At 70.1% G+C, this 25723-nt stretch carries 29 protein-coding genes; 13 read left to right on the top strand and 16 right to left on the bottom strand.

Annotation, left to right across the window (positions count from 1 at the left end; genetic code table 11):
- The first annotated feature begins 60 nt into the window (after positions 1–60).
- A complete protein-coding gene (locus tag JKJ07_RS12380; RefSeq protein WP_202991589.1) occupies positions 61–1869 on the top strand; it encodes a CocE/NonD family hydrolase in 1809 nt (602 codons plus the stop codon).
- Here JKJ07_RS12380 and JKJ07_RS12375 read toward each other — a convergent pair whose 3' ends face one another.
- Positions 1870–2226, bottom strand: coding sequence for a nuclear transport factor 2 family protein (locus JKJ07_RS12375; protein WP_202991588.1), 357 nt, complete (start codon positions 2224–2226; stop codon positions 1870–1872).
- Positions 2226–3416 carry a serine hydrolase domain-containing protein gene (locus JKJ07_RS12370; RefSeq protein WP_202991587.1) on the bottom strand — a complete coding sequence of 397 codons (1191 nt, stop codon included), beginning with the start codon at positions 3414–3416 and terminating at the stop codon, positions 2226–2228. Before JKJ07_RS12370 ends, JKJ07_RS12375 begins: the two co-directional genes overlap by 1 nt.
- A gap of 68 nt (positions 3417–3484) precedes the next feature.
- Between JKJ07_RS12370 and JKJ07_RS12365 the strand changes: the two genes are divergently transcribed.
- Positions 3485–3955, top strand: coding sequence for a hypothetical protein (locus JKJ07_RS12365; protein ID WP_202991586.1), 471 nt, complete (start codon positions 3485–3487; stop codon positions 3953–3955).
- 51 nt (positions 3956–4006) lie between these two features.
- Positions 4007–4381: a VOC family protein gene (locus JKJ07_RS12360; protein ID WP_202991585.1), complete on the top strand. Its 375-nt coding sequence runs from the start codon at positions 4007–4009 to the stop codon at positions 4379–4381.
- On the opposite strand, the gene JKJ07_RS12355 is transcribed toward JKJ07_RS12360, so the two are convergent.
- Complete coding sequence (locus JKJ07_RS12355; protein WP_202991584.1) at positions 4359–4706, bottom strand: winged helix-turn-helix transcriptional regulator; 348 nt, start codon at positions 4704–4706, stop codon at positions 4359–4361. The two genes, JKJ07_RS12360 and JKJ07_RS12355, sit on opposite strands and share 23 nt — an antisense overlap.
- 68 nt (positions 4707–4774) lie before the next feature.
- Between JKJ07_RS12355 and JKJ07_RS12350 the strand changes: the two genes are divergently transcribed.
- The 3 genes from JKJ07_RS12350 to JKJ07_RS12340 all read left to right on the top strand — a co-directional run bounded on the left by JKJ07_RS12350 (position 4775) and on the right by JKJ07_RS12340 (position 7856).
- Positions 4775–5578 carry an alpha/beta hydrolase gene (locus JKJ07_RS12350; RefSeq protein ID WP_202991583.1) on the top strand — a complete coding sequence of 268 codons (804 nt, stop codon included), beginning with the start codon at positions 4775–4777 and terminating at the stop codon, positions 5576–5578.
- A gap of 62 nt (positions 5579–5640) precedes the next feature.
- Positions 5641–6276 carry a TetR/AcrR family transcriptional regulator gene (locus JKJ07_RS51685; RefSeq protein ID WP_202991582.1) on the top strand — a complete coding sequence of 212 codons (636 nt, stop codon included), beginning with the start codon at positions 5641–5643 and terminating at the stop codon, positions 6274–6276.
- On the top strand, positions 6273–7856 hold the full coding sequence (locus JKJ07_RS12340; protein WP_236028740.1) for an MDR family MFS transporter: 1584 nt from the start codon (positions 6273–6275) through the stop codon (positions 7854–7856). The genes JKJ07_RS51685 and JKJ07_RS12340 overlap by 4 nt, the downstream gene beginning before the upstream one ends.
- Positions 7857–7928: 72 nt before the next feature.
- On the opposite strand, the gene JKJ07_RS12335 is transcribed toward JKJ07_RS12340, so the two are convergent.
- The gene (locus JKJ07_RS12335) at positions 7929–8279 is read right to left on the bottom strand and encodes an STAS domain-containing protein (protein ID WP_133874633.1); all 351 of its coding nucleotides are present in this window, start codon (positions 8277–8279) and stop codon (positions 7929–7931) included.
- Positions 8280–8567: 288 nt separating this feature from the next.
- Here JKJ07_RS12335 and JKJ07_RS12330 point away from each other — a divergent pair, with 288 nt between their 5' ends.
- Positions 8568–9572 carry an AraC family transcriptional regulator gene (locus tag JKJ07_RS12330; protein ID WP_202991581.1) on the top strand — a complete coding sequence of 335 codons (1005 nt, stop codon included), beginning with the start codon at positions 8568–8570 and terminating at the stop codon, positions 9570–9572.
- Positions 9573–9613: 41 nt separating this feature from the next.
- On the opposite strand, the gene JKJ07_RS12325 is transcribed toward JKJ07_RS12330, so the two are convergent.
- Positions 9614–9979, bottom strand: coding sequence for a hypothetical protein (locus JKJ07_RS12325; RefSeq protein ID WP_202991580.1), 366 nt, complete (start codon positions 9977–9979; stop codon positions 9614–9616).
- 270 nt (positions 9980–10249) lie between these two features.
- Between JKJ07_RS12325 and JKJ07_RS12320 the strand changes: the two genes are divergently transcribed.
- Entirely contained in the window at positions 10250–10540 is a 291-nt protein-coding gene (locus JKJ07_RS12320; protein WP_202991579.1) for a hypothetical protein, read from the top strand.
- Between the two features lie 7 nt (positions 10541–10547).
- Here JKJ07_RS12320 and JKJ07_RS12315 read toward each other — a convergent pair whose 3' ends face one another.
- The 3 genes from JKJ07_RS12315 to JKJ07_RS12305 all read right to left on the bottom strand — a co-directional run bounded on the left by JKJ07_RS12315 (position 10548) and on the right by JKJ07_RS12305 (position 12933).
- Positions 10548–11294 carry an anti-sigma factor gene (locus JKJ07_RS12315; RefSeq protein WP_202991578.1) on the bottom strand — a complete coding sequence of 249 codons (747 nt, stop codon included), beginning with the start codon at positions 11292–11294 and terminating at the stop codon, positions 10548–10550.
- Complete coding sequence (gene sigK / locus JKJ07_RS12310) at positions 11291–11911, bottom strand: ECF RNA polymerase sigma factor SigK (protein WP_202991577.1); 621 nt, start codon at positions 11909–11911, stop codon at positions 11291–11293. The genes JKJ07_RS12315 and sigK overlap by 4 nt, the downstream gene beginning before the upstream one ends.
- Before the next feature lie 122 nt (positions 11912–12033).
- Positions 12034–12933 carry a Gfo/Idh/MocA family protein gene (locus JKJ07_RS12305; RefSeq protein WP_202991576.1) on the bottom strand — a complete coding sequence of 300 codons (900 nt, stop codon included), beginning with the start codon at positions 12931–12933 and terminating at the stop codon, positions 12034–12036.
- 71 nt (positions 12934–13004) lie between these two features.
- Here JKJ07_RS12305 and JKJ07_RS12300 point away from each other — a divergent pair, with 71 nt between their 5' ends.
- Positions 13005–13370 (top strand): hypothetical protein, encoded by a 366-nt coding sequence (locus JKJ07_RS12300; RefSeq protein WP_202991575.1) that lies wholly within the window; start codon positions 13005–13007, stop codon positions 13368–13370.
- Positions 13363–13782 carry a hypothetical protein gene (locus tag JKJ07_RS12295; protein ID WP_202991574.1) on the top strand — a complete coding sequence of 140 codons (420 nt, stop codon included), beginning with the start codon at positions 13363–13365 and terminating at the stop codon, positions 13780–13782. The genes JKJ07_RS12300 and JKJ07_RS12295 overlap by 8 nt, the downstream gene beginning before the upstream one ends.
- 13 nt (positions 13783–13795) lie before the next feature.
- On the opposite strand, the gene JKJ07_RS12290 is transcribed toward JKJ07_RS12295, so the two are convergent.
- From JKJ07_RS12290 to JKJ07_RS12265, 6 genes are read right to left on the bottom strand one after another with little or no spacing between them, the layout of a single operon-like run.
- Complete coding sequence (locus tag JKJ07_RS12290; protein ID WP_202991573.1) at positions 13796–15259, bottom strand: glutathionylspermidine synthase family protein; 1464 nt, start codon at positions 15257–15259, stop codon at positions 13796–13798.
- Positions 15260–15261: 2 nt separating this feature from the next.
- Positions 15262–15666, bottom strand: a complete 405-nt coding sequence (locus tag JKJ07_RS12285) for a hypothetical protein (protein ID WP_236028739.1) — start codon at positions 15664–15666, stop codon at positions 15262–15264.
- A gap of 49 nt (positions 15667–15715) precedes the next feature.
- Positions 15716–16480 carry a 3-oxoacyl-ACP reductase FabG gene (gene fabG, locus JKJ07_RS12280; RefSeq protein WP_202991571.1) on the bottom strand — a complete coding sequence of 255 codons (765 nt, stop codon included), beginning with the start codon at positions 16478–16480 and terminating at the stop codon, positions 15716–15718.
- Positions 16481–16525: 45 nt separating this feature from the next.
- Positions 16526–18172 carry an alpha-amylase family protein gene (locus JKJ07_RS12275; protein WP_202991570.1) on the bottom strand — a complete coding sequence of 549 codons (1647 nt, stop codon included), beginning with the start codon at positions 18170–18172 and terminating at the stop codon, positions 16526–16528.
- Between the two features lie 52 nt (positions 18173–18224).
- Positions 18225–19136 carry a hypothetical protein gene (locus JKJ07_RS12270; RefSeq protein ID WP_202991569.1) on the bottom strand — a complete coding sequence of 304 codons (912 nt, stop codon included), beginning with the start codon at positions 19134–19136 and terminating at the stop codon, positions 18225–18227.
- Entirely contained in the window at positions 19133–19465 is a 333-nt protein-coding gene (locus tag JKJ07_RS12265) for a PadR family transcriptional regulator (RefSeq protein ID WP_307834220.1), read from the bottom strand. The genes JKJ07_RS12270 and JKJ07_RS12265 overlap by 4 nt, the downstream gene beginning before the upstream one ends.
- A gap of 133 nt (positions 19466–19598) precedes the next feature.
- Between JKJ07_RS12265 and JKJ07_RS12260 the strand changes: the two genes are divergently transcribed.
- Positions 19599–20222: a DedA family protein gene (locus JKJ07_RS12260; protein WP_307834219.1), complete on the top strand. Its 624-nt coding sequence runs from the start codon at positions 19599–19601 to the stop codon at positions 20220–20222.
- Between the two features lie 3 nt (positions 20223–20225).
- Here the strand turns inward: JKJ07_RS12260 and JKJ07_RS12255 are convergent, their stop codons facing one another.
- Positions 20226–21428 (bottom strand): carbohydrate-binding protein, encoded by a 1203-nt coding sequence (locus tag JKJ07_RS12255; protein WP_202991567.1) that lies wholly within the window; start codon positions 21426–21428, stop codon positions 20226–20228.
- A 29-nt stretch (positions 21429–21457) separates the two neighbouring features.
- The gene (locus tag JKJ07_RS12250) at positions 21458–22714 is read right to left on the bottom strand and encodes a chitinase (RefSeq protein ID WP_202991566.1); all 1257 of its coding nucleotides are present in this window, start codon (positions 22712–22714) and stop codon (positions 21458–21460) included.
- A gap of 271 nt (positions 22715–22985) precedes the next feature.
- On the opposite strand from JKJ07_RS12250, the gene JKJ07_RS12245 reads away from it, so the two are divergent.
- Positions 22986–24164 (top strand): carboxylate-amine ligase, encoded by a 1179-nt coding sequence (locus JKJ07_RS12245; RefSeq protein ID WP_202991565.1) that lies wholly within the window; start codon positions 22986–22988, stop codon positions 24162–24164.
- An 86-nt stretch (positions 24165–24250) separates the two neighbouring features.
- Positions 24251–25621, top strand: a complete 1371-nt coding sequence (locus JKJ07_RS12240) for an FAD-dependent oxidoreductase (protein ID WP_202991564.1) — start codon at positions 24251–24253, stop codon at positions 25619–25621.
- Positions 25622–25723 lie beyond the last annotated feature (102 nt).

The raw sequence follows: 25723 nt of genomic DNA, 5'->3' as shown, positions 1-25723 counted from the left end.
CATTCCGGCATTGTTTAGTCGCGTCCTTCCCGACCTTCGGGTAATTGATCAAGGAGCGGTATGGCCAACTCGATCAGGCAGCGACTCGCCGATGCGGCATTGTCGCGCCTTCTGCGCCAGGGGCCCGCGGCGAACGACTATGTGCTGGCGACCGCGCGCACGCCGATGCGCGACGGCGTGGTGCTGGTGGCCGATCACTACGCCCCGGTCACCGCCCGCCCCCGCGGCACGGTGCTGATGCGCAGCCCGTACGGGCGTGGGTTTCCCGCCTCGGCGCTCAACGGACGGCTGTTCGCGGCGCGCGGCTATCACGTGATCCTGCAGAGCGTCCGGGGCACGTTCGGGTCGGGCGGCCGTTTCACGCCGATGGCGCAGGAGGCCGAGGACGGGCTGGACACCGTCGCCTGGCTGCGGGAACAGCCCTGGTTCGACGGGCGGCTGGCCACGCTCGGCGCCTCGTACCTGGCCTGGGCACAATGGACGATGATGCAGGACCCGCCGCCCGAATTGCGGGCCGCCGTCGTGTATGTCGGTCCGCACGACTTCCGCGAGGCCGTCTACGGCACTGGCGCGTTCACGCTCGGCGACTTTCTCAGCTGGAGCGACCTGATCGCCCATCAGGAGGACGGCGGCCTGCTGCGCCGGGCGCTCAACGACGCCTCGGCCGCCCGCCGCCTGCGGCCCGCGCTCGAGGGCGTGCCGCTGCCGGAGGCGGCCGATCCGGTGCTGCGCGGCCGCGCCCCCTGGTATCGGGAGTGGCTCTCGCATCCCGACGACGACGACCCGTGGTGGGAGCCCTACCGAGCCGGCAAGGCCCTGGACAAGGTCGACACGCCCGTGCTGATCATCAGCGGCTGGCAGGACCTGTTCGTCGACCAGTCGCTGCGGCAGTACGAGGCCCTGCACGCCCGCAACGTCGAGGTGGGTCTGACGGTGGGCCCGTGGACCCACCTGACCGTGGGTCTGCAGGGCGCGATGACGATGGCCCGCGAAAGCCTGGCCTGGCTCGACGAGCACATGGCCGACGGTCCGTCGAGCCGCAAGTCCCCGGTTCGCGTCTTCCGGACGGGCGAGCGCCGCTGGCACGAACTGGCCTCCTGGCCACCCCCGTCGGCGCCCGCGATCTTCCAACTGCACGCCGACCGCACCCTGACCCTCGCCGCCAACCCCGCCCCCGGCAGCACGCCCACCGACGATCCAACCGCCACTTTCGGCGGCTCGACTGGTGGCGGCCCCGCTCCGGGCAACGGGCCAACCGATTCGCCCGATTCGCTGGTCGGCTTGCTCGTGGCTCTTCCCGCAGGTGACGATGCCGGCGCGGGCTCAGCCGGCGGCACCCGGCGGTCGGCGAGCGAAACCGTGCGTTTCCGGTACGACCCGGCGGAGCCGACGCCGACCGTGGGCGGGCGGACGCTGACCGGCTCGATGGGGGTCAAGGACAACCGGGCGCTCGAGGCCCGCCCCGACGTGGTGACCTTCACGACCGATCCGCTGCCCACGGCCGTCGACGTGATCGGCGCGCCCGTGCTGGAGCTGGCCGTCTCGGTCGAGCCGGAGCACGCGGACGTGTTCGTACGGCTCTGTGACGTGGACAAACGCGGACACTCGCGGAACTTCGCGGACGGGATGCGGCGGCTCGACCCGTCGATGCGGGCCGGTCAACTGCAGCGGCTCGCCCTCACCCTCGACCCGTGCTTTCACCGGCTCGCGGCCGGTCATCGGCTGCGCGTGCAGGTCTCGGGCGGGTCGTTCCCGCGTTTCGCCCGCAATCTGGGCTCGCCCGCGGACGCGACCGAACTGCGGCCGCAGGAGCACACCATCCACTGTGCGCAATCGCGACTCGTGCTGCCGGTCGCGGCGACAAATTGATCAGGCGGGGTGTTTCATCCACCATTCGGTGAATTGGCGGGCCTGGCCGAGATTGTCGAGCCGGAGCACCCACAAATTGCTGTACGTATCGTCCGGATAGACCGTCTTCGCCTCGATCATCGCGAGATCCTCCGTGACTATCAGCGGGTGCCACTCGAACGTCGTGCTGCCCGGTTCGTCTTTGATCTTCAGCCATTGCTCGACGATCGCGTCGCGGCCGAGCCACGGTTTCGCATACGGTTCCGGAAAATACGCCGCGTCCTCGGCGAACAGGGCGGCGATGTGCCGCGGATCGTTGGACTCCCACGCCTTGCGATAACCGGCGACCCACGCCGTCACCGTCTCGAGACTGGTCATCAAGCCTCCCCAGGCCGTTCCCCGACCGCACCGTACGCCAACTGGCCGAGCTCGGTCAGTGCCCCGTTCCACAACAGGTCGCTGACCTGGCTGAGCAGGATGAAGATCAAGCCCTCGCGCGGGTCGGTGAACCAATCCGTGCCGTAGCCCCCGGCCCAGCCGTAGCGCCCGGGAGCGCTGACCTCGTCGGCCCGCACGGTGACCGCGAGACCGTAACCCCAGCCCGAGCCGCCCAGGAAGAACCCGCCGCCCTCGATCTGCTCGGGGCTCAGGCGGTTGGTGGTCATCGCGGCCACCGACCGCTCGGACAGCAGCCGGGTGCCGCCGTGCACGCCGCCCTGCAGCAGCAAGCGGGCGAAGGCCAGATAGTCGTCGGCGGTGGAGAGCAGCCCGGCCGAGCCGCTCGGGAAGACCGGCGGCCTGGTCCACGCCTCGGCCGGCTCGCCTGTCTGGCGGGCCGGAGGGCCCGAACCGTCGCCCAGATAATGCGGGGGGACCTGGGCGATGCGCTCGGCGGGCAGCCAGAAGCCGGTGCTGGTCATGCCGAGCGGGGCGAACACGCGCTCGTGCAGCAGCTCGCCCAGCGGTTTGCCGGCCGCGCGGGCCAGCAGGACACCCAGGACGAGCGTGCCCGTGTTGTACATCCATGTCTCGCCCGGCTGGTGGATCAGCGGCAGCGAACCGAACCGGCGGATCCACTCGTCGGGCTCGTGGACTGTGCGCGGCTCGGGCTCGGCCAGCTGCAGGCCGAGCTCGCGCCAGGCCCGGACGATCGGGAAGGGCGGATCGATGTCGCCGCCGGGCCCGATCAGCTGGCCGAAGCCGAGGGTGAACGTCAGCAGGTCTTCGACGGTGATCGGCCGCGCGAGCGGGACGGTCTCGTCGAGCGGAGCGTCGGGCCGGGCCAGCACCCGCTGACCGGCCAGCTCGGGCAGGAAGTGGGTGACCGGCTGCTCGAGGTCGAGCGCGTCGTCCTCGGCCAGCATCATCGTGACGGCGGCCAGCACCGGCTTGGTCATCGAGGTGATGTGGAACGGGGTGTCGCGGCGGATCGGCACGGGGCCGCCGAACTCGGTGACGCCGGCCGTCTCGACCAGCACGTCGTCGCCCCGGGCGACCAGGGCCAGGAGGCCGGGGACTTCACCGCGCTCGACCCGCGCGGCCATGGCTTGCTGGAGCTGACTCGACATGGGGCACAGCCTGCCACCACCCCCCGACATTTTCAGTTTTTGTCGGGGGCCGTGGCTAAGGTCTGGCCATGACTCAGAACTGGCGGGAGCTGCCCGCCCCGGCCCGGCCGATCGCGGCCGCGACGACGGCGGCGGTGACCGCGGCGCAGGCGCACGACGCCGAGGCGCTCGACGTGGCGACGGCCGAGCTGGCCGCGCTCGACCCCGCGCAGACCGGCTTGATCCTCGGCACCTCCGTGCGCCTGCTGCTCGAGGAGGCCCACCCCGACGGCCTCGACGGTGACGCCGTGCGCGACGTGCTGCAGCGCTGTGTCCGGTCGTCGGTCGCCTGGCATCCGCAGACCGACCCGCATGTCGTGCTCTACCTGCTGGCGGGCTCGCTCGGCGTGCTCGACGAGGACGCGGCCGACGTGCCCAAGCCCGACGCGCTGGCCCGGCACGCCGCGCTGCTGCTGGCCGAGCTGCTCGGTGGGCGTACGGCGGAAAAGGTCTTGACCGCGGCCCTGTCCGAGATCGAGCGCACCCAGCTGAACGATTGAGTCGTTGAGTGAGCGTCAGATGCGGTGATATCGGGTGAAAAGGGGGCAGTCATGGCGACGCGAACGGATCCGGGGCTGCTGCTGCGCCCGATGCTGCACGTGGACGACCTGGCCGCGTCGATCGCCTTCTACCGCCTGCTCGGCGGCGAGGTGATCCACGGCGGCGACGACAGCGACTGGGTGCTCATGCAGCTCGGCACGATCCAGATCGGACTGATCCCGCGCCCGCCCGACCGCGACCGCGGCGAGGACACGATCGAGCTCACGTTCGACGCGTCGATGCCGCTGCCCGAGCTCGAATCCCACCTGCACCGGGCCGGCTTCCCGATCGCCGGCGTCGGCCACGACCGCGACTTCGGCGACCAGCTCCACGTGCGTACGCCCGAAGGTCTGGTCCTGAAGATCAGTCGGCGGGAGCCGGGCTGACCGGGTGCCGCGCGGCCCAGTCGCAGATCGCGGCGAGCGGCTCCCGCAGCGTGTGCCCGAGATCGGTCAGCCCGTATTCGACGTGCTGCGGCGCGGTGTCCTTGAGCACGCGCCGCTCGACGAGCCCGTCGGCCTCCATGCCCCGCAGCGTCTCGGTCAGCATCTTCTGCGTGATGCCGGGCACCCGCCGGCGCAGATCGGCGGGCCGCTGCGGACCGGCCAGCAGCGAATAGATCAGCAACACCCGCCATTTCGCGGCGAGACGCTCCAGCGCCTGCCGGGTGGTGCAGCTCTCCTCGAGCACGTCGGGGACGACCAGATCCATGACTGCCCTTTATGGGTACGCGAAAGTGCCTTCTGCCCCTCCGTCGGGTAGCAGCCTAATCTCGCGGCGTGACCGAACGCGTGACCATCCACAGCGAGGGCCTGGCCCTCTCCGGCGTCCTCCACCCCACCCCCGGCCCGCGGGCCATCGTCCTCACCGGACCCTTCACCGGCGTGAAAGAACAGGTCACCGGCCTGTACGCGGAACGACTGGCGGCCGCGGGCTTCACCACGCTCGCCTTCGACCACCGCGGCTTCGGCGAGAGCGAAGGCCGCCCGCAACACGAGGACAGCCAGGGCAAACTCGCCGACCTGCGGGCCGCGGTGAGCTTCCTCGACGGCTACGACGTGGCAGTCGTCGGCATCTGCCTCGGCGGCGGCTACGCCATGCGCGCGGCCGCCCTCGACCCGCGCGTGGTGGCGGTCGCGGGCATCGCAGGGGCCTACAACAGCCCGGCCTGGTTCGCCGAACGGATGGGCCGGGCGGCGTACGGGAAAGCCTTGACCGACATGATCGACCGCTATGACGACTTCCTGCCCGCGGTGGCCCCCGAAGGCGAGGCGGCGATGCCCGGCGACGAACCCTGGCAGTACTACTCGAAGCACCCCGCCAACTGGACCAACCGCGTGACCCGAGGCTCCCTGCACAGCCTGATGACCCTGGACGTGCTGGGCGTACGCCCCCTGCTCCCACCCAGCCTGATCATCCACGGCCGCCGCGACGACTACTGCTCCCCGGACCTGGCCGAGGCGATGGCCGCCGACGAGACCCTCTGGCTCGACAGCGACCGCCACACAGATTTCTACGACAACGACACGTACGTCACCCAGGCCGTCACCGCCACCGCCGAGTTCCTCCGGGGTGCGTCGTAACGCTCGTCACTGCAGTCGGTAAAAGTTTGCAGGGGCTGCAAGATTCGACTTAGCCTGCCCGAGTGGGAAACACAGCGACCGACGCCGCCCCCGGCCGGCGGGATCGGAAGAAACGGCAGACCCGGGACGCGCTCGTGGCGGCGGCTCTGCGGCTCGTCGACGAGCGTGGGCGCGATCATGTGACGGTTGAGGAGATCTCCGAGGCGGCCGACGTGTCGCCGCGGACGTTCTTCAACTACTTCGCGACCAAGGACGATGCTCTGCTCGGCGGGCCGCTGCCGGACGGGCCCTCGATCCACGATCGGCTGCTCGCCGTGCCGGCCGGGGTGCCTCTCCTCAACGCGCTGTTCGAGGCCATGCAGCCCGACATCGAGCAGATCCAGGCCGAGCGTGACGTCTGGCTGCTGCGGCTGCGCGTGATCAAGAGCAACCCGTCGCTGTTGCCGCTTCTCGTGGCGCGCGGGGAGTGCGCCGAGGAGGAGACCGTGGCCGCGGTCGCCGCGCGTACGGGAATTGCTCCTGACAGCCTGTTTCCCCAGCTCGTCGCCACCACCGCGGGGGCCGCGCTACGCACCTCGATGATGCGCTGGGCCACCGACGACAACCGTGACCTCCTCGACCTCGTGCGCGAGGCCTTCGTCATTCTCGGCTCCGGCCTGACCGAGCCGGCACCTACTCACGAGGAAGTCACCCGATGACCCTGACTCAGCCCGAGGCCGTCCCCGACGACCCCACCACCGGCCGGATGTCCCGCGGCCAGGTCGTGCAGGCCCTGTCCGGCCTGATGCTCGGCATGTTCGTGTCGATCCTCGCCTCGACCGTCGTCTCCAACGCCCTCCCCCGGATCATCGCCGACCTCAACGGCAGCCAGTCCGTCTACACCTGGATCGTCACCGCCGAGCTGCTGGCAATGACGGCCACCGTCCCGCTGTGGGGCAAGCTGGCCGACCTCTACAGCAAGAAGCTGCTGGTCCAGCTCTCGCTGTTGCTGTTCGTGGCGGGTTCGCTGATCGCCGGCTTCACCCCCAACGTCGAGGTGCTCGTCGTCAGCCGCGTGGTGCAGGGCATCGGCGCCGGCGGCATGACCGCGCTGGCCACGATCGTGCTGGCCGCGATCATCCCGCCGCGCGAGATGGGCCGCTACGCCGGCATGTTCGGCGCGGTCTTCGGCGTCGCGACGATCGCCGGCCCGCTGATCGGCGGTCTCATGGTCGACACGTCGTGGCTCGGCTGGCGCTGGTGCTTCTTCATCGGCGTCCCGTTCTCGATCGCCGCGATCGCCCTGCTCCAGAAGACACTTCACCTTCCCTCCGTACGCCGGAAGGGCGTGAAGATCGACTGGCTCGGCGCCTTCCTCATCACCGCCGGGGTCAGCACTCTCCTGATCTGGTCGACGCTGGCCGGTCAGCACTTCGACTGGGCGTCCTGGGAGACGGCGGCGTTCGTGGCCGGCGGCGTCGTCCTGCTGGCGCTGGCCGTGTGGGTCGAGTCCCGCGCCCCGGAGCCGATCATCCCGCTCGGCATCTTCCGCAACCGCACCGTCACCCTGACGATCATCGCCAGCGTGCTGGTCGGCGTGGCGATGTTCGGCGGCACGGTGTTCCTGTCGCAGTACTTCCAGGTTGCGCTCGGTAAGTCCCCGACCGTCGCCGGCCTGATGAGCCTGCCGATGATTTTCGGTCTGCTGGTCTCGTCGGTCGTCGCCGGGGCGCTCATCACAAAGTTCGGCAAGTGGAAGATTTACCTGGTCGCGGGGGCCGTCATCATGACGGTCGGAATGTTCCTGCTGAGCACGATCGGCGCGACCACGAGCGTGCTGGTGCTGTCGCTGCACATGGCCGTGCTGGGCGTCGGTGTCGGCATGCTGATGCAGAACCTGGTGCTGGCCGCGCAGAACGACGTGCCCGCGGCGGAGCTGGGCGCGGCCACGTCGACGCTGACGTTCTTCCGCAGCATGGGCGGCGCGATCGGCGTGAGCGCGCTGGGCGCCGTGCTGGCCTCGCGGGTGTCGTCGCTGACGGCCGAGAAGTTCGGCGAGACGGCGACGGCGTCCGGCGGCGGCGGGCACGCGGTGCCCGACCTGACCCAGCTGCCCCCGGAGGTCAAGACGATCGTCGCCGACATCTACGGCACGGCCACGGCCGAGCTGTTCCTGGTCGGGGCGCCGATCGCGTTCCTGGCGATCATCGCGGTGCTCTTCATCAAGGAGAAGCCGCTCTCCGACCTGAGCGGCGACGAGCGGCGGGCCCGCGAGGAAGCGGCGCTGAGCGCGCACTGAACGCTCGCCTGAGCACGAACTGATGAGCGGCTGCCCCCTCGGGGGTGGCCGCTCAGTCGCGTCAGGAGCTCGTCAGTGCAGGTTGACCGACGTGCGCGGGGAGGGCGGCTCGGCGCAGCCCAGCAGGCCCACCAGGCCCGACACCCAGAGCTGGCGGTAGACCGTCGGGCTCGGGTGGCTCACCACCAGCTTGATGCCGCTGGCGGCGGCGGTGTGGAAGCAGGCCACGAGGATGCCGATCCCGATGCTGTCGATCAGCATGACGCGCTGGAGATCGAGGCAGATCTTGCCCGGCGTGGAGCTGGTCAGCACGTCGTTGACGGCGTCCCGCATCACGTGGGCGTTGTCGAGGTCGATCTCCCCACTGGGGGCGATCTCGACGGTGCCATCAGCCAACTGGCGCGTGGTGATCGGCAGATACACGGCTGCCCTCTTCCTGGCGTCGAGCGGGGCCGACGCCGAATTCCGCGAGGAGGACGCACTGCCGGCCTCAGAAGGCCCTGACAGGCATCGGACGCCTCGCCCCGGCGCCACTCTCCAACCGCGTCCCTACAACAATCCGCTGGTCTGCAAGTTACGCCACGTAGGCGCGGAACGCCAGAGTAGTTCATATGGCCTGAATGTGCTGGATCGGTCATCGCGTGGCGGCAACGTTGACGTTCCACGTGTTGGGGTCGAATACTCACCGTATGCGATGGAGCGCCTCTCGGCATGGTTGACGTCTTCCCGAGGTATGCCCACGTGTTCCCCGAGGTCCCGGACATCGTCCACTTCAGCGGGGTTGACATCGATGAGGCCCGGTCGGTGCTAAATCGTTTCTACTATCCGGTAGCAGTCGGTATGCCCGAAGGCACCGACAACTTCGAGTTAGGTGTCGGAGTGATCCAACTCGGACCCCTGACGGTCGGCCGGCTCAGCTTCACCAGCCCTGTGACGCTGCTCGTAGCCGAACTCGACGCCTATCACGTAAGCATCCCGACCGCGGGACGCCTGCACGCCCGGCACGCGGGTCACGAGGTGGTCGCCGGGCCGTCCACGGCGGTCATCTTCGGCCCCGGCAGCCCGGTCTACACGTCCCGCGGGGCCAACTCCGCCGAATTGGCGGTCAAGATCGAGCGGAAAGCGCTCGAGGACGAATTGTCTGGACTGTTGGGACACCCGATCGAGGGACCCCTGGGCCTCCCCCCGGAGGTGGACCTTTCCACCGGTCCGGGTTACAGCTGGACCCGGCTCATCCGGCTGCTGTGCGACGAGCTCGAATACGAGTCGAGCCTGTTCGCCGAGCCGATGATGGCCGAGCAACTGCGCAGCACGATCCTCAGCGGGCTGCTGCTGAGCCTGCCGCACCGCTATCACGCCGAGCTGACCGGTCCGATCACCGCCGGCCCGCCCCGGGCGATCCGCCGCGTGGTCGAGGCGATCCAGTCCGAGCCGGAACGCGCGTTCACCGTGACCGACCTCGCCCGCGTGGCCAACATGAGCGTCCGGTCGCTGCAGGAGGGCTTCCGGCGGCACGTCGGCACCGCCCCGATGACCTATCTGCAGCAGGTGCGGCTGGGCCGGGTGCACGACGCGTTGCGCCGGGCCGACCCCGTACGGGTGACGGTCGCGGCCGTGGCGCACCGGTGGGGCTTCGCGCATCTGGGCCGGTTCGCGTCGGCCTATCGGGCCCGGTTCGGCGAATCCCCGTCGGAGACCCTGCGGGCACCCCACTGAGGCGAAGACCCTGCGGCCCCCGCCGAGGCAATGCCCGGCGGCTATTCGCCGGGATCGCTGCGGCGGGGCTGGGGAACCTCGTTCGGGGTGGGCCGCGCCTCCGTCAGGCCGAAGATGTGACCGCGCGGCGGCACCCACTCGCGCCACGGGCCCAGCCGCGGCGGCACCGCGACCAGGTCGCCGTCGCCGGCGCCGCGCTGGGTGCGCAGATAGGCCAGCACCCGGGCCGCCGCCTGACCACCGTCCTCCGCCAGGTTCAGCAGGAGGCGACGGGCATCGTCGGCCGCGGGGTCGGCCGGGTCGAGACCCGGCACGTCCGCGGCGGGGCGGCGCAGCAGCGCGGCCAGACCCGCCAGGGCCTGCAGCGCGTCGCACGCGTCCCGCTCGGCATCGGACAGGCTGGTCACGACCGCCCTCCCCGACTCTCGGTCATGCGTTTCCCCCTCACCCCGCCCGCTCGTGCCGGGGCCCGGGCGCATCCCACCCGGCCCCCGCGAACGGGCGTCAAGGCGAAAATGTATTCGGCCCGCTACTAAGCGTCCATCCGTAACGCGCAGGTCCTGTCCAGTTAGCGCTCAGTTTGACCAGCGGACGACACGATCGTCCCATTCCGACCCATGGTGAATACCCACATCGATGGGGTACTACCGGAGGTGAGCCGAGTAATGGAGGACATCATGACCGACGAGATGCGCCAGCCGCTGGAGGAGACGCCGGAGGTGGCCGACGCGATCGAGGACGACGTCGCCGTCGGCGCGTTCATCACCGGCGGCGCCCCGGACAGTGACAACCCCGAGTTCCTGCAGCCCGGCGAGGAGCCCCACGTGCGTACGGGGGCCGATCAGCCGTGGGACCCGGAGGACCTGGCCGTCGCCGAGGGCCGCGACCCCACCCCCGAGAACGTCGAGCGCGCCCGCCAGGAGCTCGAGCGCGACGGCGCCGCCGCCATCGAACGCACCGTGCCCTGACGAAGCGTCACGTCAGTTTGACGTCGGCCACCGGCGTCGAGGTCGGCTGGGCCGATCCCCCCGGCGGCTCCAGCGACACGGCGACGTCGCTGGCGCCGGGCAGGCCCTCGACGACCACCACGTCGGCCGACTGCCCGTCAGCCAGGACGCCCGCGTTGACCGGATCGCCGCCGCCCCGGATCGTCCACAGCTGGTAGACCCGGCCGGCGGGCGCGGCGTCCGCGGCCAGGAGCACGACGCCCGCGTTGTGCAGGCGCGAGCTGGCCACGGTCACCCGGCCACCGCTCGACACCGGCTGCTCGTTCAGCACGACGTCGGGCGCGGCCAGGATCTGCCGGACCCGGGCCTGGTCGACCCGCGCGGCCTCGGCGATCTGCCGCTGATCCCGTACGCGCTGATCCTGCACCACATAGACGGCGGAACCCGCCCCGGCCGCCGCGACCACCACGGCCGCCGCGGAGACGAGCCACCGCCGGCGGGACACGCCGCGCACCGGGGGCGCCGCCGGGGCCTCGGGAATCACGGGCGGGGCCTGACGCGTCCGCGAGATCTCGGACATGACGTTGTCGCGCAGCCAGGGCGGCGGCACCGACCACGTGTCGTGCGCCATCTGAGCGGTGGTCTCCCGAAATTCGTCGACCTCGAGGCGGCAGCTGTCGCACTCGCGCAGATGACGCTCGAACGACGCGCGCTCGATGTCGTCCACCGCGTCGAGCACGTACGCGCCGACGAGGGTGTGGATCTCCGTGGTCACGCCGAGACCCCCGTTCCCATGCAGTCGCGCAACCGGATCAACCCGTCGCGCATTCTCGTCTTCACCGTCGGCAGGGGCGTGCCGAGCAGTTCGGCCACCCGCGGATACGAATGGCCCTGGTAGTAAGCCAACGTCACCGCCTGCCGCTGCAGTTCAGTGAGATCTTCGAGACACCGTCTGACCTGCTGACGCTCGAGCCGGCCGGACACCTCGTCGGCCACCGCGTCGTACGGGGTGTCGACCGAGGCCACGCCGGCCCGGATCGTCCGCTCGCTCGCCGCCTGCTCGGAGCGCACCCGGTCGACCGCCCGGCGATGCGCGATCGTGAAGATCCACGAGGTAGCCGAGCCGCGCGCCGGATCGAAGCGGGCGGCCGAGCGCCACACCTCGACGAGCGCCTCCTGCGCCACCTCCTCGGCCTGCGCCGGATCACGCAGCACCCGCCGGATCAGGCCGTAGACGCGCGGCGCGACCAGATCGTAGAGCCGCCCGAAGGCCTTCTCGTCGCCGCGGGCCACCTCACGCAGCAGCTCACCGGCATCGGCCGGGGGCGGCGCCCCGCTGTCCGGCACCGCCGCCAGATGCTCCGGGCGACGGCTTGCTCCGCGCTCCGCCATGGGTCCGCCTTTCGCCGGTTGCCGTCATTCAAACCCCAATTCGCTCCATCCGTACGCCCGGACTGGTCACCGATCGGGAAAACTTCCCGGCGGTCGAAAGGAGAGCGGGGATCGAACGCCGGCTACCTGGCGACAGCAACCGTACGGCCCGTGGCGATCGCCTCCTGGGCGGCGACCAGGATCGCGGTCACCTCGGCGCCGAGGCGGACGTCCAATTCGGACGCGGGACCGCCGCCGGCCTTGGCGATCAGCTGTTCGATCGCGCGGCCCAGGGCGTCGACCGGCGACCACGGCATGTCGGGCGGCGTGCGGACGCCGGCCTCGCCCGCGAACAGGGCGTCCTCGCGCTCGGCGGCGGGCGGGGAGTCGACCGAGAGGGTCAGGTTGCTGATCGTGCCGCTCGCGTGGCGCAGCAGCAGGTGAGTCATGTCACGCGGGCCGGCCAGGCCGGTCACCTCGGTCACCGGGCCCAGCACGGGCAGCACCAGGGCGAGCGCGTGCGGGCCGACGTCCCACAGGCCGCCGCTCTCCTTGCGCCACGGCGACGCGCCGAACGGGTTGTCGTCGGTGAAGATCGAGCCGAGGTGGTCGACCCGGGCTTCAGTCCAGCCGCCGGTCGCGGCCGCGTCGGTGAGGAACTCGGCCAGCTGCGGCATGAGCCGGCGGGTGAAGAAGACCACCGAGGCGAGGTCGCGCTCGTCGACCGCGGCGACGATCTCGGCCGCCTCCTCGCTGGTGAACGCGATCGGCTTGTCGAGCAGCAGATGCCGGCCCGCGCGGGCGGCGCGCAACGCGAGCGGGGCCTGCACGTTCGGCGGCAGCGCGATCGCCACGGCGTCGACGTCGGCGATCAGGTCGTCCTGGTTCCCGTACGCCCGGGAGCCGTGCTCGGCGGCGAGTTCGGCGGCCTTGCCGGGATTGCGCCCCCAGACCCCCACGAGCTCGACCTGCGGGTGGGCGGCCAGCGCCGGAGCGTGTGCCTGGTGGGCCCAGGGCCCCGTGCCGAACAGTCCGAAGCGCATCTGAGTCGCCTGCCTCTCTGATCTTCCAGCCGCAAGCTACCAGGCCGAAGTCCATCAGTACGCTGTGCCGGGTGAACGGTCCTCTGTCGGTGGTGACGATCGTCGCCGCCCTGGTGCTGGCGGCGTGGTATCTGCTGCGCGCCGCCCTCAACCGCGCGCCGAGCCGCTTCGACCTGCTGGCCGCCGCGGTCTTCAGCGCGCTGGTCGCCGTGCTCGTCGTCATCGCGGTCGTCGGCTTGTTCGGCGACTCCCGGCCGAGCGACACCGCCACGTTCGGCGGCTATCTGATCACCACGATTGCCTTCGTGCCGGTCGGCGCCTATCTGGCCCGGTTGGAGCCGACCCGCTGGGGCAGCCTGATCCTCGGCATCGCCTGCCTGGTGCTGCCGGTTCTCGTGCTGCGGCTGCAGCAGATTGCGTCGGTGACCGGTGCCTGAAGCCTCCACTCGCCCCCAGGACGCCGCACTGGGCAGCGGTCTCGGCCGGGTCCTGCTGCTGGTGTACGGCATTTTCGCGCTCTCGGCCAGCGCCCGCGCCCTCGTGCAGATCACCACGCACTTCGGCGAGGCCCCGCTGGCCTATCTGCTCTCGGCGTTCGCCGGCCTGGTCTACATCTCGGCCACCGTCGGGCTGGCGATCGGCGGCGTCCGGGGCCGGCTGATCGCGCTCGTCAGCTGCAGCATCGAGCTGCTCGGGGTGCTGATCGTGGGCATCCTGACCGTCGCCGACACCACCGACTTCCCCGACGACACGGTGTGGTCGCGCTTCGGCAGCGGCTACGGCTACGTCCCGTTGGTGCTGCCCTTCATCGGCCTCTGGTGGATCTGGCGGCACCGCCCCCGCGCGTAGGGCTCCCTATGCCCTAGTCCTCCGCCTCGATGACGTGCGGGACGAAGAAGCTGGCGTCGTTGGTGACCAGGCCCTTGTCGCCGAGGCCCTCACGGATGCCCATGCCGGCCGGCTCGCCGTCGATCAGCCACGAGCCGATCACCGGGTGCACGACGCCCTCCAGGCCCTCGAAGGACGGCAGCTCGCAGAGCTCCTGCACGACGAAGCGCCCGTCCGACCCGTACTCGGAAGGGTTTTCGGTGATCGTGCGGCCGTCCTTGACCAGCGTGACCGAGCCGCCCTCGCGACCCCAGATGGGCTTCTTGGCGTAGCTGGTCAGCGTGGCCGCCTTGGAGGACTCGGCGAAATAGGCCGGGAGCAGGTATTTGCTGCGCTCGGGGTGCTCGCCGAACAGCATCCACAGCACCGGGAGCAGGGCCTTGTTGCCGAGCAGGGCCGCCTTGTACGGCGGCTCGATCCAGACCGTGCCGTGCTTGGTGGGGTCGGCCATGTTGCGGAAGAAGGCCTTGCCGCCCTCCTCGCTCCAGAACCACTCCCACGGATAGAGCATGAAGATGACGTCGATCGGCTCGGACTTGTGCTCCTGACCGGGGCCGGGCACGAAGACCACGCGGTCACCGGCGACGTCCCACCCGATCTGGCTCATCGCGATCAGCTCGACCGGATAGCCCGCTTCCTCGGCCGTCGCCATCAGGTAGGCGACGTTCATCCTGTCCTCGCCGGTGCGCTCGGACGTCTCGTACGCGAAGAAGATCTTGGGCTTTTCCGGGAGCCAGGTGCGCGCCTCGCGGAGCTTGTCGATGTTGCGCTTCCAGGCGCCCGGCTCGGCCGGCTCACCGGGACTGGCGGGCCAGCCGACCAGGCGGTCGTGGATCGAGTTCCACTGGCGCCACTCGTGCTTGGTCAGGTTGGTCTGGTCGGCCCAGTGCCACTGGATGACCGCGCTCTCGACCAGCGCCGTCGGCGTCTGCGCGTTGAATTCGAGCAGCTTGGGGGTGCTGCCGGCGCCGTTGTACCAGAGGTCGAAGCGGCCGTAGACCGTCGGCGAATAGTCCGGCGTCTCCATCGGCAGCCGCATGTCGGGGTCTTTGTCGTAGTGCGTCCACGTCTCGGCGTCGCCGTCGAACCACGTCCGGATGATCTGCTCGTGCGCGAACTCCGGGATGCCGATCTTGGCGAGATAGCACGACTGCGGGTTGCAGACCGAGGCGAAGAAGCCGTCCTTGCGACCCTGCAACGTGTGGCGCGGGCACTGCTTGACCATCCAGTCGCCGGCCTCGAGGCACATCTCGTAGAGCGCGGCGGTGGCCGTCTCGAGCTCCTCGATCTCGGCCGCGGTGAAGTCGTAGAACGGCCCCTCCTGCCAGTACGAGACCATCGTCCCGTCGGGCAGCTCGGTGTCGTTGTAGGTCAGGCCGAGGCTGAAGTTGGTGAGCTTCCAGCCGTCACGAACCGGACCGTATGCGACTCGGCGCACGCTCAGCTGCCCCCGCTCTTGCTGTTGCTGCGCGCGACGCCGCCCTTGCCGACCACGCTCGTCTTGATCGTGCCGTTGCCGATCCGGCCGCTGGCGGGCAGGCCGAACGACTGCCGCGCCTTCGTGTCGTTGTACGCGAACTTGTTGCCGCCCGGGGGCAGCTTGTAGCCCACCGGATAGCCCGAGCGATAACCCGACGAATACCAGATGAAGAACGGCAGCACCCCGAGGCCGGAGCCACCGTTGTTGTCGTCGTCGTCGCAGTAGTCCTCGTCGACGACCGTGCCGTTGGCGTCGGCGCAGTAGAAACCGGCGTCGTCGTAGTCGTCGTCGTTGTCGCAGGCCGCCAGCCCGCCCGCCGCGAGGAGCAAGAACGTGCTGGTGAGCGACACGCTACGAGAGCTCATGCGTCGGTTCATCATCATCCCTTTGTAGCGCCTCACAGCAACCGCTGCACTATGCGCGGGGCCCTCCGGCAACATAGATGACCTGCCCGGACACGAAGCCGGCACCCTCGCTGACGAGGAAGGATACGGTGTTCGCGACATCCTCGGGGCGACCCGCCCGCCCCACGGGAATCTGGGCCACCGCAGCCTTCTCGAACTGGGCGAAATCGACCCCGACCCGGGCCGCGGTGGCCGCGGTCATGTCGGTGACGATGAATCCGGGGGCCACGGCGTTGGCGGTGATGCCGTAGCGGCCCAGCTCGATCGCGAGGGTCTTGGTGAAGCCCTGCAGGCCGGCCTTGGCCGCGGCGTAGTTGGCCTGGCCCCGGTTGCCGAGGGCGGAGGTGCTGGAGAGGCTGACGATGCGGCCCCAGCCCGCGTCGACCATGTGCTTCTGCACGGCCCGGCTGAACAGGAAGGCGCCGCGCAGGTGGACCGCCATCACGGTCTCCCAGTCGTCGTCGGTCATCTTGAACAGCAGGTTGTCGCGCAGCACGCCGGCGTTGTTGACCAGCACGGTTGGGGTGCCGAGCTCGGCCTTGACCCGCTCGACGGCCGCGCCGACCTGGATCGGGTCGGAGACGTCGGCCCCCACCGCGAGGGCCGTCCCACCCGCGTCGTGGATCGCCGTCACGGTGTTGGCGCACGCGCCCTCGTCGAGGTCGACGACGGCCACGGCCATGCCGTCGGCGGCGAGCTGGCGAGCGGTGGCCTCACCGATGCCCCGGGCGGCCCCGGTGACGATGGCGACGCGAGTGGGAACGGACTGCGACACTTATGCCTCCGAATATTTGCACTGGGAGTGCACTTTAACCCAGGATCAGACCGTACGACGTAGGCGAATCCACCGGTATCCGTACCCGGCCACCTCGACCTTGTCCCATTTGCCCAGCTCCGGGTATTCCTGGTCGGCCAGGACGTCGTTGGGCTGGTCGGCCTCGGCGGCGAGCGAGCTCAGGTCGAGCGTCGCCGCCTCGGTTCCCAAGTTGTGCACGAAGACCATCGTGCCGGTCTCGCCGTCCGCGCGGTGGACCAACACACTGGTCGTGCCCGGAATATCGACATGCGTGCAGCTGCCCGTGCCGACCTCGGGGGCCTCCCGGAGCGTACGGATCATGCGCTCGAACCAGGAGAGCAGCGAGTTGGGGTCGTGCCGCTGGAGGGTCACGTTGACCTTCTCCCAGCCGTAGTCGCCGCCGCTGATCACCGGGCGGGCCAGGTCTTTGGGCTTGGCCCGGGAGAAACCGCCGTTGTCGGTGAGCGACCACTGCATGCCGGTGCGGATCGCGTAACGGCCGTCCTCGGCGAGGTCGTCACCCATGCCGATCTCCTCGCCGTAGCGGATGACCGGGGTGCCGCGCAGGCTGAACTGCAGGGCGTAGGCCAGCTCGAGGTGCCGGCGGTCGTTGCCGAGCATCGGGGCCAGCCGCCGCCGGATGCCCCGGCCGTAGAGCTGCATCTCGGGCTCCGGGCCGAACTTCGCGAAGACCTCCGCCCGCTGCTCGGCGGTGAGCCGGGACAGGTCGATCTCGTCGTGGTTGCGCAGGAACGTGGCCCACTGGCCGCCCTCGGGCAGCATCGGGGTGTCGCGCAGGCCGTCGATGATCGGCTCGGCGTCCTCGCGGGCCAGGGCCAGGATCAGCCGGCCGTTGAGCATGAAGTCGAACAGCATGTGGATGCGATTGTTCGAGCCGCCCTTGTCGCCGAAGAAGTCGACCAGCTGGGCGGGCTCGACGTTCGCCTCGGCCAGCAGCACGGCGTCGCCCTTGCGCCACTGCACGTGCTGGCGCAGCTCGGTCAGGAAGTCGAGATCCTTGGGCGAGTTCGGGTTGCCGGGCTCGGTCTGCTCGATGATGAACGGCACGGCATCCATGCGGAACCCGGCCACGCCCAGCTGCAGCCAGAACGAGGTGATCTTTTTGATCTCCTCGCGGACCTCGGGGTTGTTGATGTTGAGGTCGGGCTGGAACTTGTAGAACCGGTGGTAATACCAGAGCTTGGCCGTGCGGTCGTACGTCCAGGTCTCGTCCTGCTCACCGGGGAAGACCATGCCCTGCTTGCGATCGGCGGGCTCGGTCTCCGACCAGACATACCAGTCACGGTATGGCGAATCGGGCGACGACCGGGCCGACTGGAACCACGGGTGCTTGTCCGAGGTGTGGTTGACGACCAGGTCGATGATGACCTTGATGCCGAGGTTGCCCGCCTGGTGCAGCAGTTCGGCGAAGTCACCGAGGTTTCCGAAGCGCGGGTCGATGTTGTAGAAGTCGGACACGTCGTAGCCGTCGTCGAGATCCGGCGTCGGGTGGATCGGGTTGAGCCACAGGCAGTTGACGCCGAGCCGGGCCAGATAGTCGAGCCTGTTGATCATCCCGCGGATGTCGCCGCAGCCGTCCCCGTTCGAGTCGGCGAACGTGTCGATGTCGGCACAGTAGACAACGGCTTTCCGATACCACCGGTCAGTCATGCCCCTCTACTTCACCGTGACCCCACAGCTCGAAACCGCTGACCGCCGAGGATCACCGGCGGGACGTGGTCAGACCCGGAATGTCGCGACGGCTGAGCACCGACACCCCGGCGAAGGCGGCCAGCGGCACCAGCACGAGGACGGCCCACTGCAGCGGGCTGATCAGTTGCAGCGAATCGGGGTGGCCCATGTTGTATTTGATGAGGCCACCGAAGCCCCACTGCACCAACGGCACCGTCACGATCACGGGCGCGGCCCAGCACAGCAGCCGGGCGCGGATCTCGGGCTCCTGCTGGAAGACGGCCACCGCGACAAGCACCGCCGCGGCAAGGAAGAGCACCGTGCCGAACAGGCTGAGCGCGCGGGGATAGAAGGAACCCTGGGCGATCAGCAGCGTGCCCGCGGCGGCCACCCAGGGCAGGCCGCGTGGCTCCGGCCCGCCGCGCCCGGCCGCCACCAGGCCGGCGATCAGCACGATCACGGCCGCGACGATCAGCCAATACGCGTAGAGCACCGTGGCCGGGGTCTCGAGATAGAACCGCGCGGGGGCGGCGATCTCGCCGGCCAGCCCGACGGTCGCCCCGACCGCCCCGAGCAGACGCCACCCCAGATAGGCCGCGACCAGGGCGACGCCCCAGCCTGCGAGCCGGGCCCAGGTGGCCGGCTCGACCGGCTGCGCGTACTCCGGGTAAAGCTGCAAGGCCCGCAACTCGGGCATGAGCCGGCGCAGCGCGACGGCGAACAACAGCATCGCGCCGAAGATCGCCACGGTGCGGGCTGCCCGGCTCTGGCCGGTGACCATCAGCCGCAGGTGGGCCGCGATCGCCCCGCGCACGACGTCGAACGCCTGGGCCGCGCCGGGACGCGGGTCGGCCATGAGCACGCCGAGCATCTCGTCGCCGTACTCCTGCCGGAAGTGGCGCGGATAGAGCGCGAGCAGACGCCGGTAGCGGATCTCGGTCATGCGGTGGCTCCCCCGAAATTGGTGCGGCGGGCGCGGAGCCGGCCCTCCGCGAGCGTGGCCTGGGCGCGCAGCCGGGCGGACTCGGCCTCGAGACTCTGCTCGCCGGCCCCCGTCAGCCGGTAGTAGCGCCGGAGGCGGGACTGGACGACCTCTTCCCGGTCGACCTCGATCAGGCCCTCGCCGCGCAGGCGGTCGAGCGCGGCGTAGAGCGTGCCGGCGCGCAGGCGCACGCGGCCGCCGGTCATGTGCTCGACGTCCTCGATCACGGCGTAACCGTGCATCGACTCGCCGGCCAGGGCCGTGAGGATGAGGAAGGTCGGCTCGTTCACGCCGGAAAGAATATACCGACGGTCGGCATATGCAAACCGCCGGATCACGCTTCAGGTTGGATTCAGGTCCGGCGGGTATCAACGAACGGTGGCTGAAGCGGGTCTGAGTCAGCAAGGTGGGCTGACAGGGTGGGTGGCGTCCGTCATCGAGTCGTGGGGCGAGGTGGGCGTGGGCCTGCTTGTCGCCCTGGAAAACCTCATCCCCCCGATCCCCAGCGAGATCGTGCTCTCGCTCGGCGGCTTCCTGGCCAGCGAGGGCCGGGTCAACCTGATCCTGGTCTTTCTGGCCGCCACGGCCGGCTCGGTCGGCGGCGCGCTGCTGCTCTACTGGCTCGGCTACGGCCTGGGCGAGGAGAGGCTGCGCCGCTGGCTCGACCGCATCCCGCTGGTCGACGCCGACGACCTGGAGAAGGCCGACCGCTGGTTCTCCAAGCACGAGAAGGCGGCCGTCCTGTTCGGACGGTGCGCGCCGGTCGTCCGCAGCCTGGTGTCGATCCCGGCCGGCGCCAACCACATGCCGCTCGCCCAGTTCACGATCTTCACCGCGATCGGCAGCGGGGTCTGGAACGCCATCTTCGTCGGCGGCGGCTATCTGCTCGGCTCGCGCTATCAGGATCTCGAGAAGTACAGCCAGTATTTCGACTACGCGATCTGGGCGTTCTTCATCGTCACGATCGCCAGCTGGGTCACCAAGAAGGTGCGCAAACGGCGACGCGCGGCCGCTGGACAGAGCGGCCGCGCGTCAGGGGACGGGTAAGGATCAGAAGCCGGCGCTGATCTTCGTGAAGGCCCAGTCGGCCTGCGCGATGCCGGAGCAGTCCGAGACCACGCCGCCACCGGCGCAGCCGCGGTCACGGTTGACCGACCAGAACGTGAACCGCGAGAGGCCCTTGCTCTTGGCGTAGTCGCGGATCCGCGTCCACGTGTCGGTGGTGGTGAGCTCCTGCTGGTCCGAGAGCCCGTTCATACCGGAGATGCCGATGTGCGAGTACGCCTGGGCGTCGGTGTAGCCGAACGTCGTCTTGAGCAGGTTCTTCAGGCCCTCGGTGGCGCCTACGGTCGAGCCGTACATGTCCGCGCCGCCGCCGAAGTCGAACGGCATCTGCGTGAAGATGTCGATGTTCGCGTTCAGCGCCTTGGCCTGCTGCACGAGCCGGGTGCCGTAGTAGTTCGGGCCGGTCGGCGAGGTGCCGAAGGTCAGGATCGTCTTCACCGACGGGTTCTTCTGCTTGACGATCTTGAGCGCGTTCAGCACGCGGTCCTGGACGACCGTGTTCTCGAACTCGTCGGAGTTCTCGATGTCGATGTCGATCGACTTGAGCTGGAACGCGTCGATCAGCTTCTGGTACGCCCCGGCCAGCGCCTCCGGCGTCGAGCAGTTCGGACCGAGCTTGTTGCCGCTCCAGCCGCCCACGGACGGGACGATGTCGATGCCGGCCGCGCGGGCCTGGGCGATGTAGCTGGCGTGCACGCCGCCGGTCAGGCCGCTCTCGCCGTCCCAGGCCGGGTTGCAGCCGTTGCTGGCGAGCACGAACGCGATGGTGAACGCCTTGACGCCGGTGGCGTTGGCGACGGTCGCGGGCGCCGGCGGGTTGCCCCAGCCGGGGTAGACGTACGGCGCCGAGGCCATCTTGGTGCCGGTGCTGGGCGGCGTCGTGGGGGGCGTCGTCGGCGGGGTGGTGGGCGGCGTGGTCGGGGGCGTGGTGCCGCCGCAGGCGCCGTCGTTCTTCCAGACGTCCCACTGTCCACTGTGGGTGGCGGGCGACTCGTTCTGCGTCCACCACTTGGCGCTGTAGTTGACGCCGTTCTGCGAGGCGGTGTTGCCGCCGGTGTAGACCTGCGAGGCGCTCCACGCGGGGGCACACGCGGCCGCGGCGCTCGAGGTTGCCATCGGCAGCACCGCGGCGGCCGTGGCGGCCAGTGCGACGGTGCCGACGACAGCCAGCTTCCTGCTCAGTTTCACGGGGATTCTCCTGCTGCGGGGTGGGGGTTTCAGGGGAGGGTGGCGAGGTGGGGCTTGACCGTGTTGGCGAAGCCGTTGCCGTTGGTCACGTCCCAGTTGATCGACCAGGTCATCGCGCCCCGAATGCCCGGGTAGGTGGCCGGCGGCTTGAAGGTGCCGCAGTTGGTGGCGCGGGCCAGGCAGTCGAGGGCGTTGTTGACGACCGAGGGGGCGACGTAGCCGCCACCGGCGGCCCGGGTGCTGGCCGGCAGGCCGAGCGCGACCTGGTCGGGCCGCAGGCCGCCCTGGGTCTGGATGCAGGCCAACGCGGTCAGGAAGTTCACCGTGCCCTGCGAGTACGCGTTCATCTGGTCGCAGCCGAGCATGGCGCCCGAGTTGTAGAACTGCGTGAACACCACGGTGAGGATGTCCTTGATGCTCAGCGCGAGCGCGAAGTACGAGGACTGCGCGTTCTGCATGTCGATGGTCTGCGGCGCCATCGTGATGATCAGGCTCGAGCCCACCTTCGTCCGCAGGCTGCGCAGCGCCTGGGCCATGTAGGTCGGGTTGAGCCCGTTCTCCAGGTCGATGTCGACCCCGTCGAAGCCGTACGTGGTGATCAGGCGGTGCACCGAGTCGGCGAACGCGGTGGCCGCGGCGGCGCTGTTGACGGCGACCGTGCCCTTCTCACCGCCGACCGAGATGACGACCTTCTTGCCGCGTGAGTGCAGCGTGGCGATGTCGGCCTTGAACTGGGCGTCGGTGTAACCGCCGACCGCCGCGGCCAGGCCCGGGTCGAGGTTGAAGGTGACCGCGCCCTGGGTGCTGGTGGCGTCGGCGAAGGCGACCGCGATCAGGTCGTAGTTGTTCGGGACGGCGGCCAGCTTGAGCGGGGCGGCGCCGTTGTCGAAGTTCTGCCAGTAGCCGGTGAGGAAGTGCTTGGGCAGCTGGCCGTTCGACGGCGGGTTGGTGGGCGGCGTGGTCGGCGGGGTCGTGGGCGGCGTCGTCGGCGGAGTGGTGGGAGGTGTGGTCGGCGGGGTCGTGGGACCGCTGCCGCAGGCGCCGTCGTTCTTCCAGACGTCCCACTGTCCACTGTGGGTGGCCGGGGACTCGTTCTGCGTCCACCACTTCGCGCTGTAGTTGGTGCCGTTCTGCGAGGCCGTGTTGCCGCCGGTGTAGACCTGCGAGGCGCTCCAGGCCGGCGCGCAGGCCACCGCGGCCGAGGCCGTGCTCGAGAAGTAGGTCGCCGTGCCACCGGCGACGAGTGCCGCGACGGTCGTCAGAACTATCGATCTGGAGCGCTTCATGACGGTCCCTCCACGCACAACCCAATGAGATGTATCAATCATTAGGACTGTTAACAGTAAAAGTCCAGAGGGCCGGACCTTAAACATCCTTAAAGGTCCCGCCCCTGGTATGCGGGTCGGGCTATCGACGGAGCTGGATCCGGTTCCGGTTGACGAAGGTCAGGGGGACCGCGTGCGCCCGGGATCGGCGGCCGCGGTCGCCGTGAACGTGGTGATCGTGACGACCGCCAAGACTGTTTCCATGCGGCAATGACCGGGTAATCCGGGCCGCATGGATACGGGTGCCACGGGCGCGACCATCATCGACCCCGAGCTGGCCGAGCGAGCCGAGTCCCAAGACCTGCTGACACTCGGCGTCGAAGAGGAATACCTGCTGGTGGACGCGGTCGAGCCGCGGGCCGTGGAGGCGGTCGAGGAGGTCTTCGACTTCGTGCCGCCCGAACTGGGTGAAGCCGTGCAACACGAGCTGACCCGGGGGCAGATCGAGGTGGCCAGCCCACCCCAGCTCGATCTCCACGTGCTGGGCGAGGCCCTGCGGGAGCTGCGCTCGGCGGTGGCCGGCGCGGCCGAGCAGGCCGGGGCCCGCCTGCTGGCCATGGGCGCCGGCCCGGCCGCCGGACCGAACGTCCGCATCGTCGACAAGCCGCGCTATCACCGCATGCGCGAGCGTTTCGGCGACCTCTCCCCCGGCCCCGGCCTCTGCGGCACCCACGTGCACGTGAGCGTGCCCGACGACGAGACCGGGGTGCAGATCCTCAACCACCTGCGGCCCTGGCTGCCCATCTTCCAGGCCGCCACCACCAACTCCCCGCTGTTCAGCGGGCGCGACACCGGCTACGCCAGCTGGCGGTCGCTGATGTGGGAGCGCTGGCCCACCGTCGGCCCCACGCCCTACCTGCGCTCGTTCGCCGAGTACGAGCAGCTCGTGGGCGACCTCGAAGCGAGCGGTGCGATGCTCGACGAGGGCATGCTCTACTGGTACGCCCGGCTGTCCGCGCGCTACCCCACCGTCGAGATCCGGATGGGCGACGTCATGCCCACCGCCGACGACGCGGTGCTGCTCGCCGCGCTGGCCCGGGCCCTGGTCGCCACGCTGCTCAACGAGGTGCGCGACGGCAAGCCCGCCCCCGACGTGCCGCACCCGCTGCTGATGGCCGCGCACTGGCGCTCCGCGCACGACGGCCTCGAGGGGCTGAACATCGACATGGCCACCCGCGAGCCCCGGCCCGCCTGGAAGCTGATGCGGCAGCTCTTCGACTACGTGCGGCCCGGGCTCGAGCGGCACGGCGACCTCGAGACGGCCACCGTCCTGATGGGGCGGTTGCGCTCACACGGCACCGGCGCCGCCCGGCAGCGCGCGATCCTGGCCCAGGGCGGCTCGATCAGCGACGTGGTCGACCGCTTCGCCCGGCTGACCCGAGGCGACGTCCCGGAGCCGGCGGCCGGCTGACGTCCCGGGAGCCGCCGGTTCGGCCGACTGACCCGGGGAGACGGGGACGCGACGTAGGCTGGGGTCGGAGATCGGGGGTACGCCGGATGAGACTCGTGGTCATCGGCGGGGACGCCGCCGGGATGTCGGCCGCGTCGCAGGCGCGCAAGCGGCTCGGCGAGGACGAACTGGCGATCACCGTCTTCGAGCGGGGGCACTTCACCTCCTACTCGGCGTGCGGCATCCCGTACTGGATCGGCGGCGCTGTCACCGACCGCGACAAGCTGGTCGCCCGCACCCCCGAGCAGCACCGCAAGGCCGGGATCGACGTGCGGCTGCGGCACGAGGTGGTCGGCATCGACCTCGACCGGCGCGAGGTGGTCGCGCACGACCTGGCCGGCGGCGGCGAGACGCGGGAGCCCTTCGACCACCTGATGTACGCGACCGGGGCCAACCCGTTCACGCCGGAGTGGGCCCGCGTGCGCGACGCGGGTGTCTTCGGCGTGCAGACGCTCGACGACGGGCAGGCCATCCACGACTGGCTCGACCGTGAGCCCCGCCCGCGCCGGGCCGTGGTGATCGGCGGCGGTTACATCGGGGTCGAGATGGCCGAGGCGATGGTGCAGCGCGGCCTCGAGGTCACGCTGCTGGAGAAGTCGCCGCAGCCGATGGGCAAGACGGTCGACCCCGAGATGGGGGCGCTGGTGCAGAAGTCGATGCGCGCCCTCGGCATCGAGGTGGTGACCGACGCGCACGTCGACGGGCTCGAGACCGCGGGCGGGCGGGTGCGGGCCGTGGTCACCCCGGACGGCACGCTGCCGGCCGACGTCGTGGTCCTCGGTCTGGGCGTACGCCCGAACGTTGCGCTCGCCGAGGACGCCGGGCTGCCGGTGGGCCCGGCCGGGGGCGTACGGACCGATCTGCGCATGCGGGTCGAGGGCGTCGAGGGGGTGTGGGCGGCCGGCGACTGCGTCGAGACCCGGCACCTGCTCACCGGGCGGCCGGTGCACGTGCCGCTCGGCACCCACGCCAACAAGCAGGGCCGGGTGGCCGGCATCAACATCGGCGGCGGCTACGCGACGTTCCCCGGCGTGATCGGCACCGCGGTCACCAAGGTCTGCGAGCTCGAGGTGGCGCGGACGGGGCTCACGTCGAAGGAGGCGCACGCGGCCGGCTTCGCCTTCGTCACCGCGAGCGTCGACTCGACCAGCCGGGCCGGCTACTACCCGGGCGCCGAGACGATGACCATCAAGCTGATCGCCGAGAAGCGTACGGGCGTGTTGCTGGGGGCCCAGATCGTCGGCCGGGCCGAGGCCGCCAAGCGGATCGACGCTCTCGCGGTGGCCACGTGGAACAAGATGACCGTCGAGGAGATGACGTCGCTCGACCTCAGCTACGCGCCGCCGTTCGCCCCGGTGTGGGATCCGGTGCTGATCGCTGCCCGAAAGGCCACTGAGGCGGTACACGCCAGCCTTTGACCGTATTTGCGTTTCCGTGTTCCCAGAGCGCTGCCAGGAACTATCGCGCACCGTGAGGCGACAACCACCGATCCGGTATCGCGCTTGATCATGCGGCACGGT

Origin of the sequence: Paractinoplanes lichenicola (genome assembly GCF_016785085.1) — a bacterium.
Taxonomy (GTDB): Bacteria; Actinomycetota; Actinomycetes; order Mycobacteriales; family Micromonosporaceae; genus Actinoplanes; species Actinoplanes lichenicola.
Note: the sequence above shows the minus strand (reverse complement) of the source record. Positions and strands in the feature narration are given on the sequence as shown.

Bases quoted from the DNA above. Each gene is read 5' to 3' on its own strand.
- JKJ07_RS12270 (WP_202991569.1), bottom strand. From the start codon at position 19,136: ATGACCGAGATCCGCTACCGGCGTCTGCTCGCGCTCTATCCGCGCCAC.
- JKJ07_RS12380 (WP_202991589.1), top strand. From the start codon at position 61: ATGGCCAACTCGATCAGGCAGCGACTCGCCGATGCGGCATTGTCGCGC.
- JKJ07_RS12340 (WP_236028740.1), top strand. From the start codon at position 6,273: ATGACCCTGACTCAGCCCGAGGCCGTCCCCGACGACCCCACCACCGGC.
- JKJ07_RS12360 (WP_202991585.1), top strand. From the start codon at position 4,007: ATGGCGACGCGAACGGATCCGGGGCTGCTGCTGCGCCCGATGCTGCAC.
- sigK (WP_202991577.1), bottom strand. From the start codon at position 11,911: ATGGCGGAGCGCGGAGCAAGCCGTCGCCCGGAGCATCTGGCGGCGGTG.
- JKJ07_RS12245 (WP_202991565.1), top strand. From the start codon at position 22,986: ATGGATACGGGTGCCACGGGCGCGACCATCATCGACCCCGAGCTGGCC.
- JKJ07_RS12320 (WP_202991579.1), top strand. From the start codon at position 10,250: ATGACCGACGAGATGCGCCAGCCGCTGGAGGAGACGCCGGAGGTGGCC.
- JKJ07_RS12375 (WP_202991588.1), bottom strand. From the start codon at position 2,226: ATGACCAGTCTCGAGACGGTGACGGCGTGGGTCGCCGGTTATCGCAAG.
- JKJ07_RS12275 (WP_202991570.1), bottom strand. From the start codon at position 18,172: ATGACTGACCGGTGGTATCGGAAAGCCGTTGTCTACTGTGCCGACATC.
- JKJ07_RS12250 (WP_202991566.1), bottom strand. From the start codon at position 22,714: ATGAAGCGCTCCAGATCGATAGTTCTGACGACCGTCGCGGCACTCGTC.
- JKJ07_RS12240 (WP_202991564.1), top strand. From the start codon at position 24,251: ATGAGACTCGTGGTCATCGGCGGGGACGCCGCCGGGATGTCGGCCGCG.
- JKJ07_RS12330 (WP_202991581.1), top strand. From the start codon at position 8,568: ATGGTTGACGTCTTCCCGAGGTATGCCCACGTGTTCCCCGAGGTCCCG.
- JKJ07_RS12285 (WP_236028739.1), bottom strand. From the start codon at position 15,666: ATGAGCTCTCGTAGCGTGTCGCTCACCAGCACGTTCTTGCTCCTCGCG.
- JKJ07_RS12305 (WP_202991576.1), bottom strand. From the start codon at position 12,933: ATGCGCTTCGGACTGTTCGGCACGGGGCCCTGGGCCCACCAGGCACAC.
- JKJ07_RS12370 (WP_202991587.1), bottom strand. From the start codon at position 3,416: ATGTCGAGTCAGCTCCAGCAAGCCATGGCCGCGCGGGTCGAGCGCGGT.
- JKJ07_RS12355 (WP_202991584.1), bottom strand. From the start codon at position 4,706: ATGGATCTGGTCGTCCCCGACGTGCTCGAGGAGAGCTGCACCACCCGG.
- JKJ07_RS12365 (WP_202991586.1), top strand. From the start codon at position 3,485: ATGACTCAGAACTGGCGGGAGCTGCCCGCCCCGGCCCGGCCGATCGCG.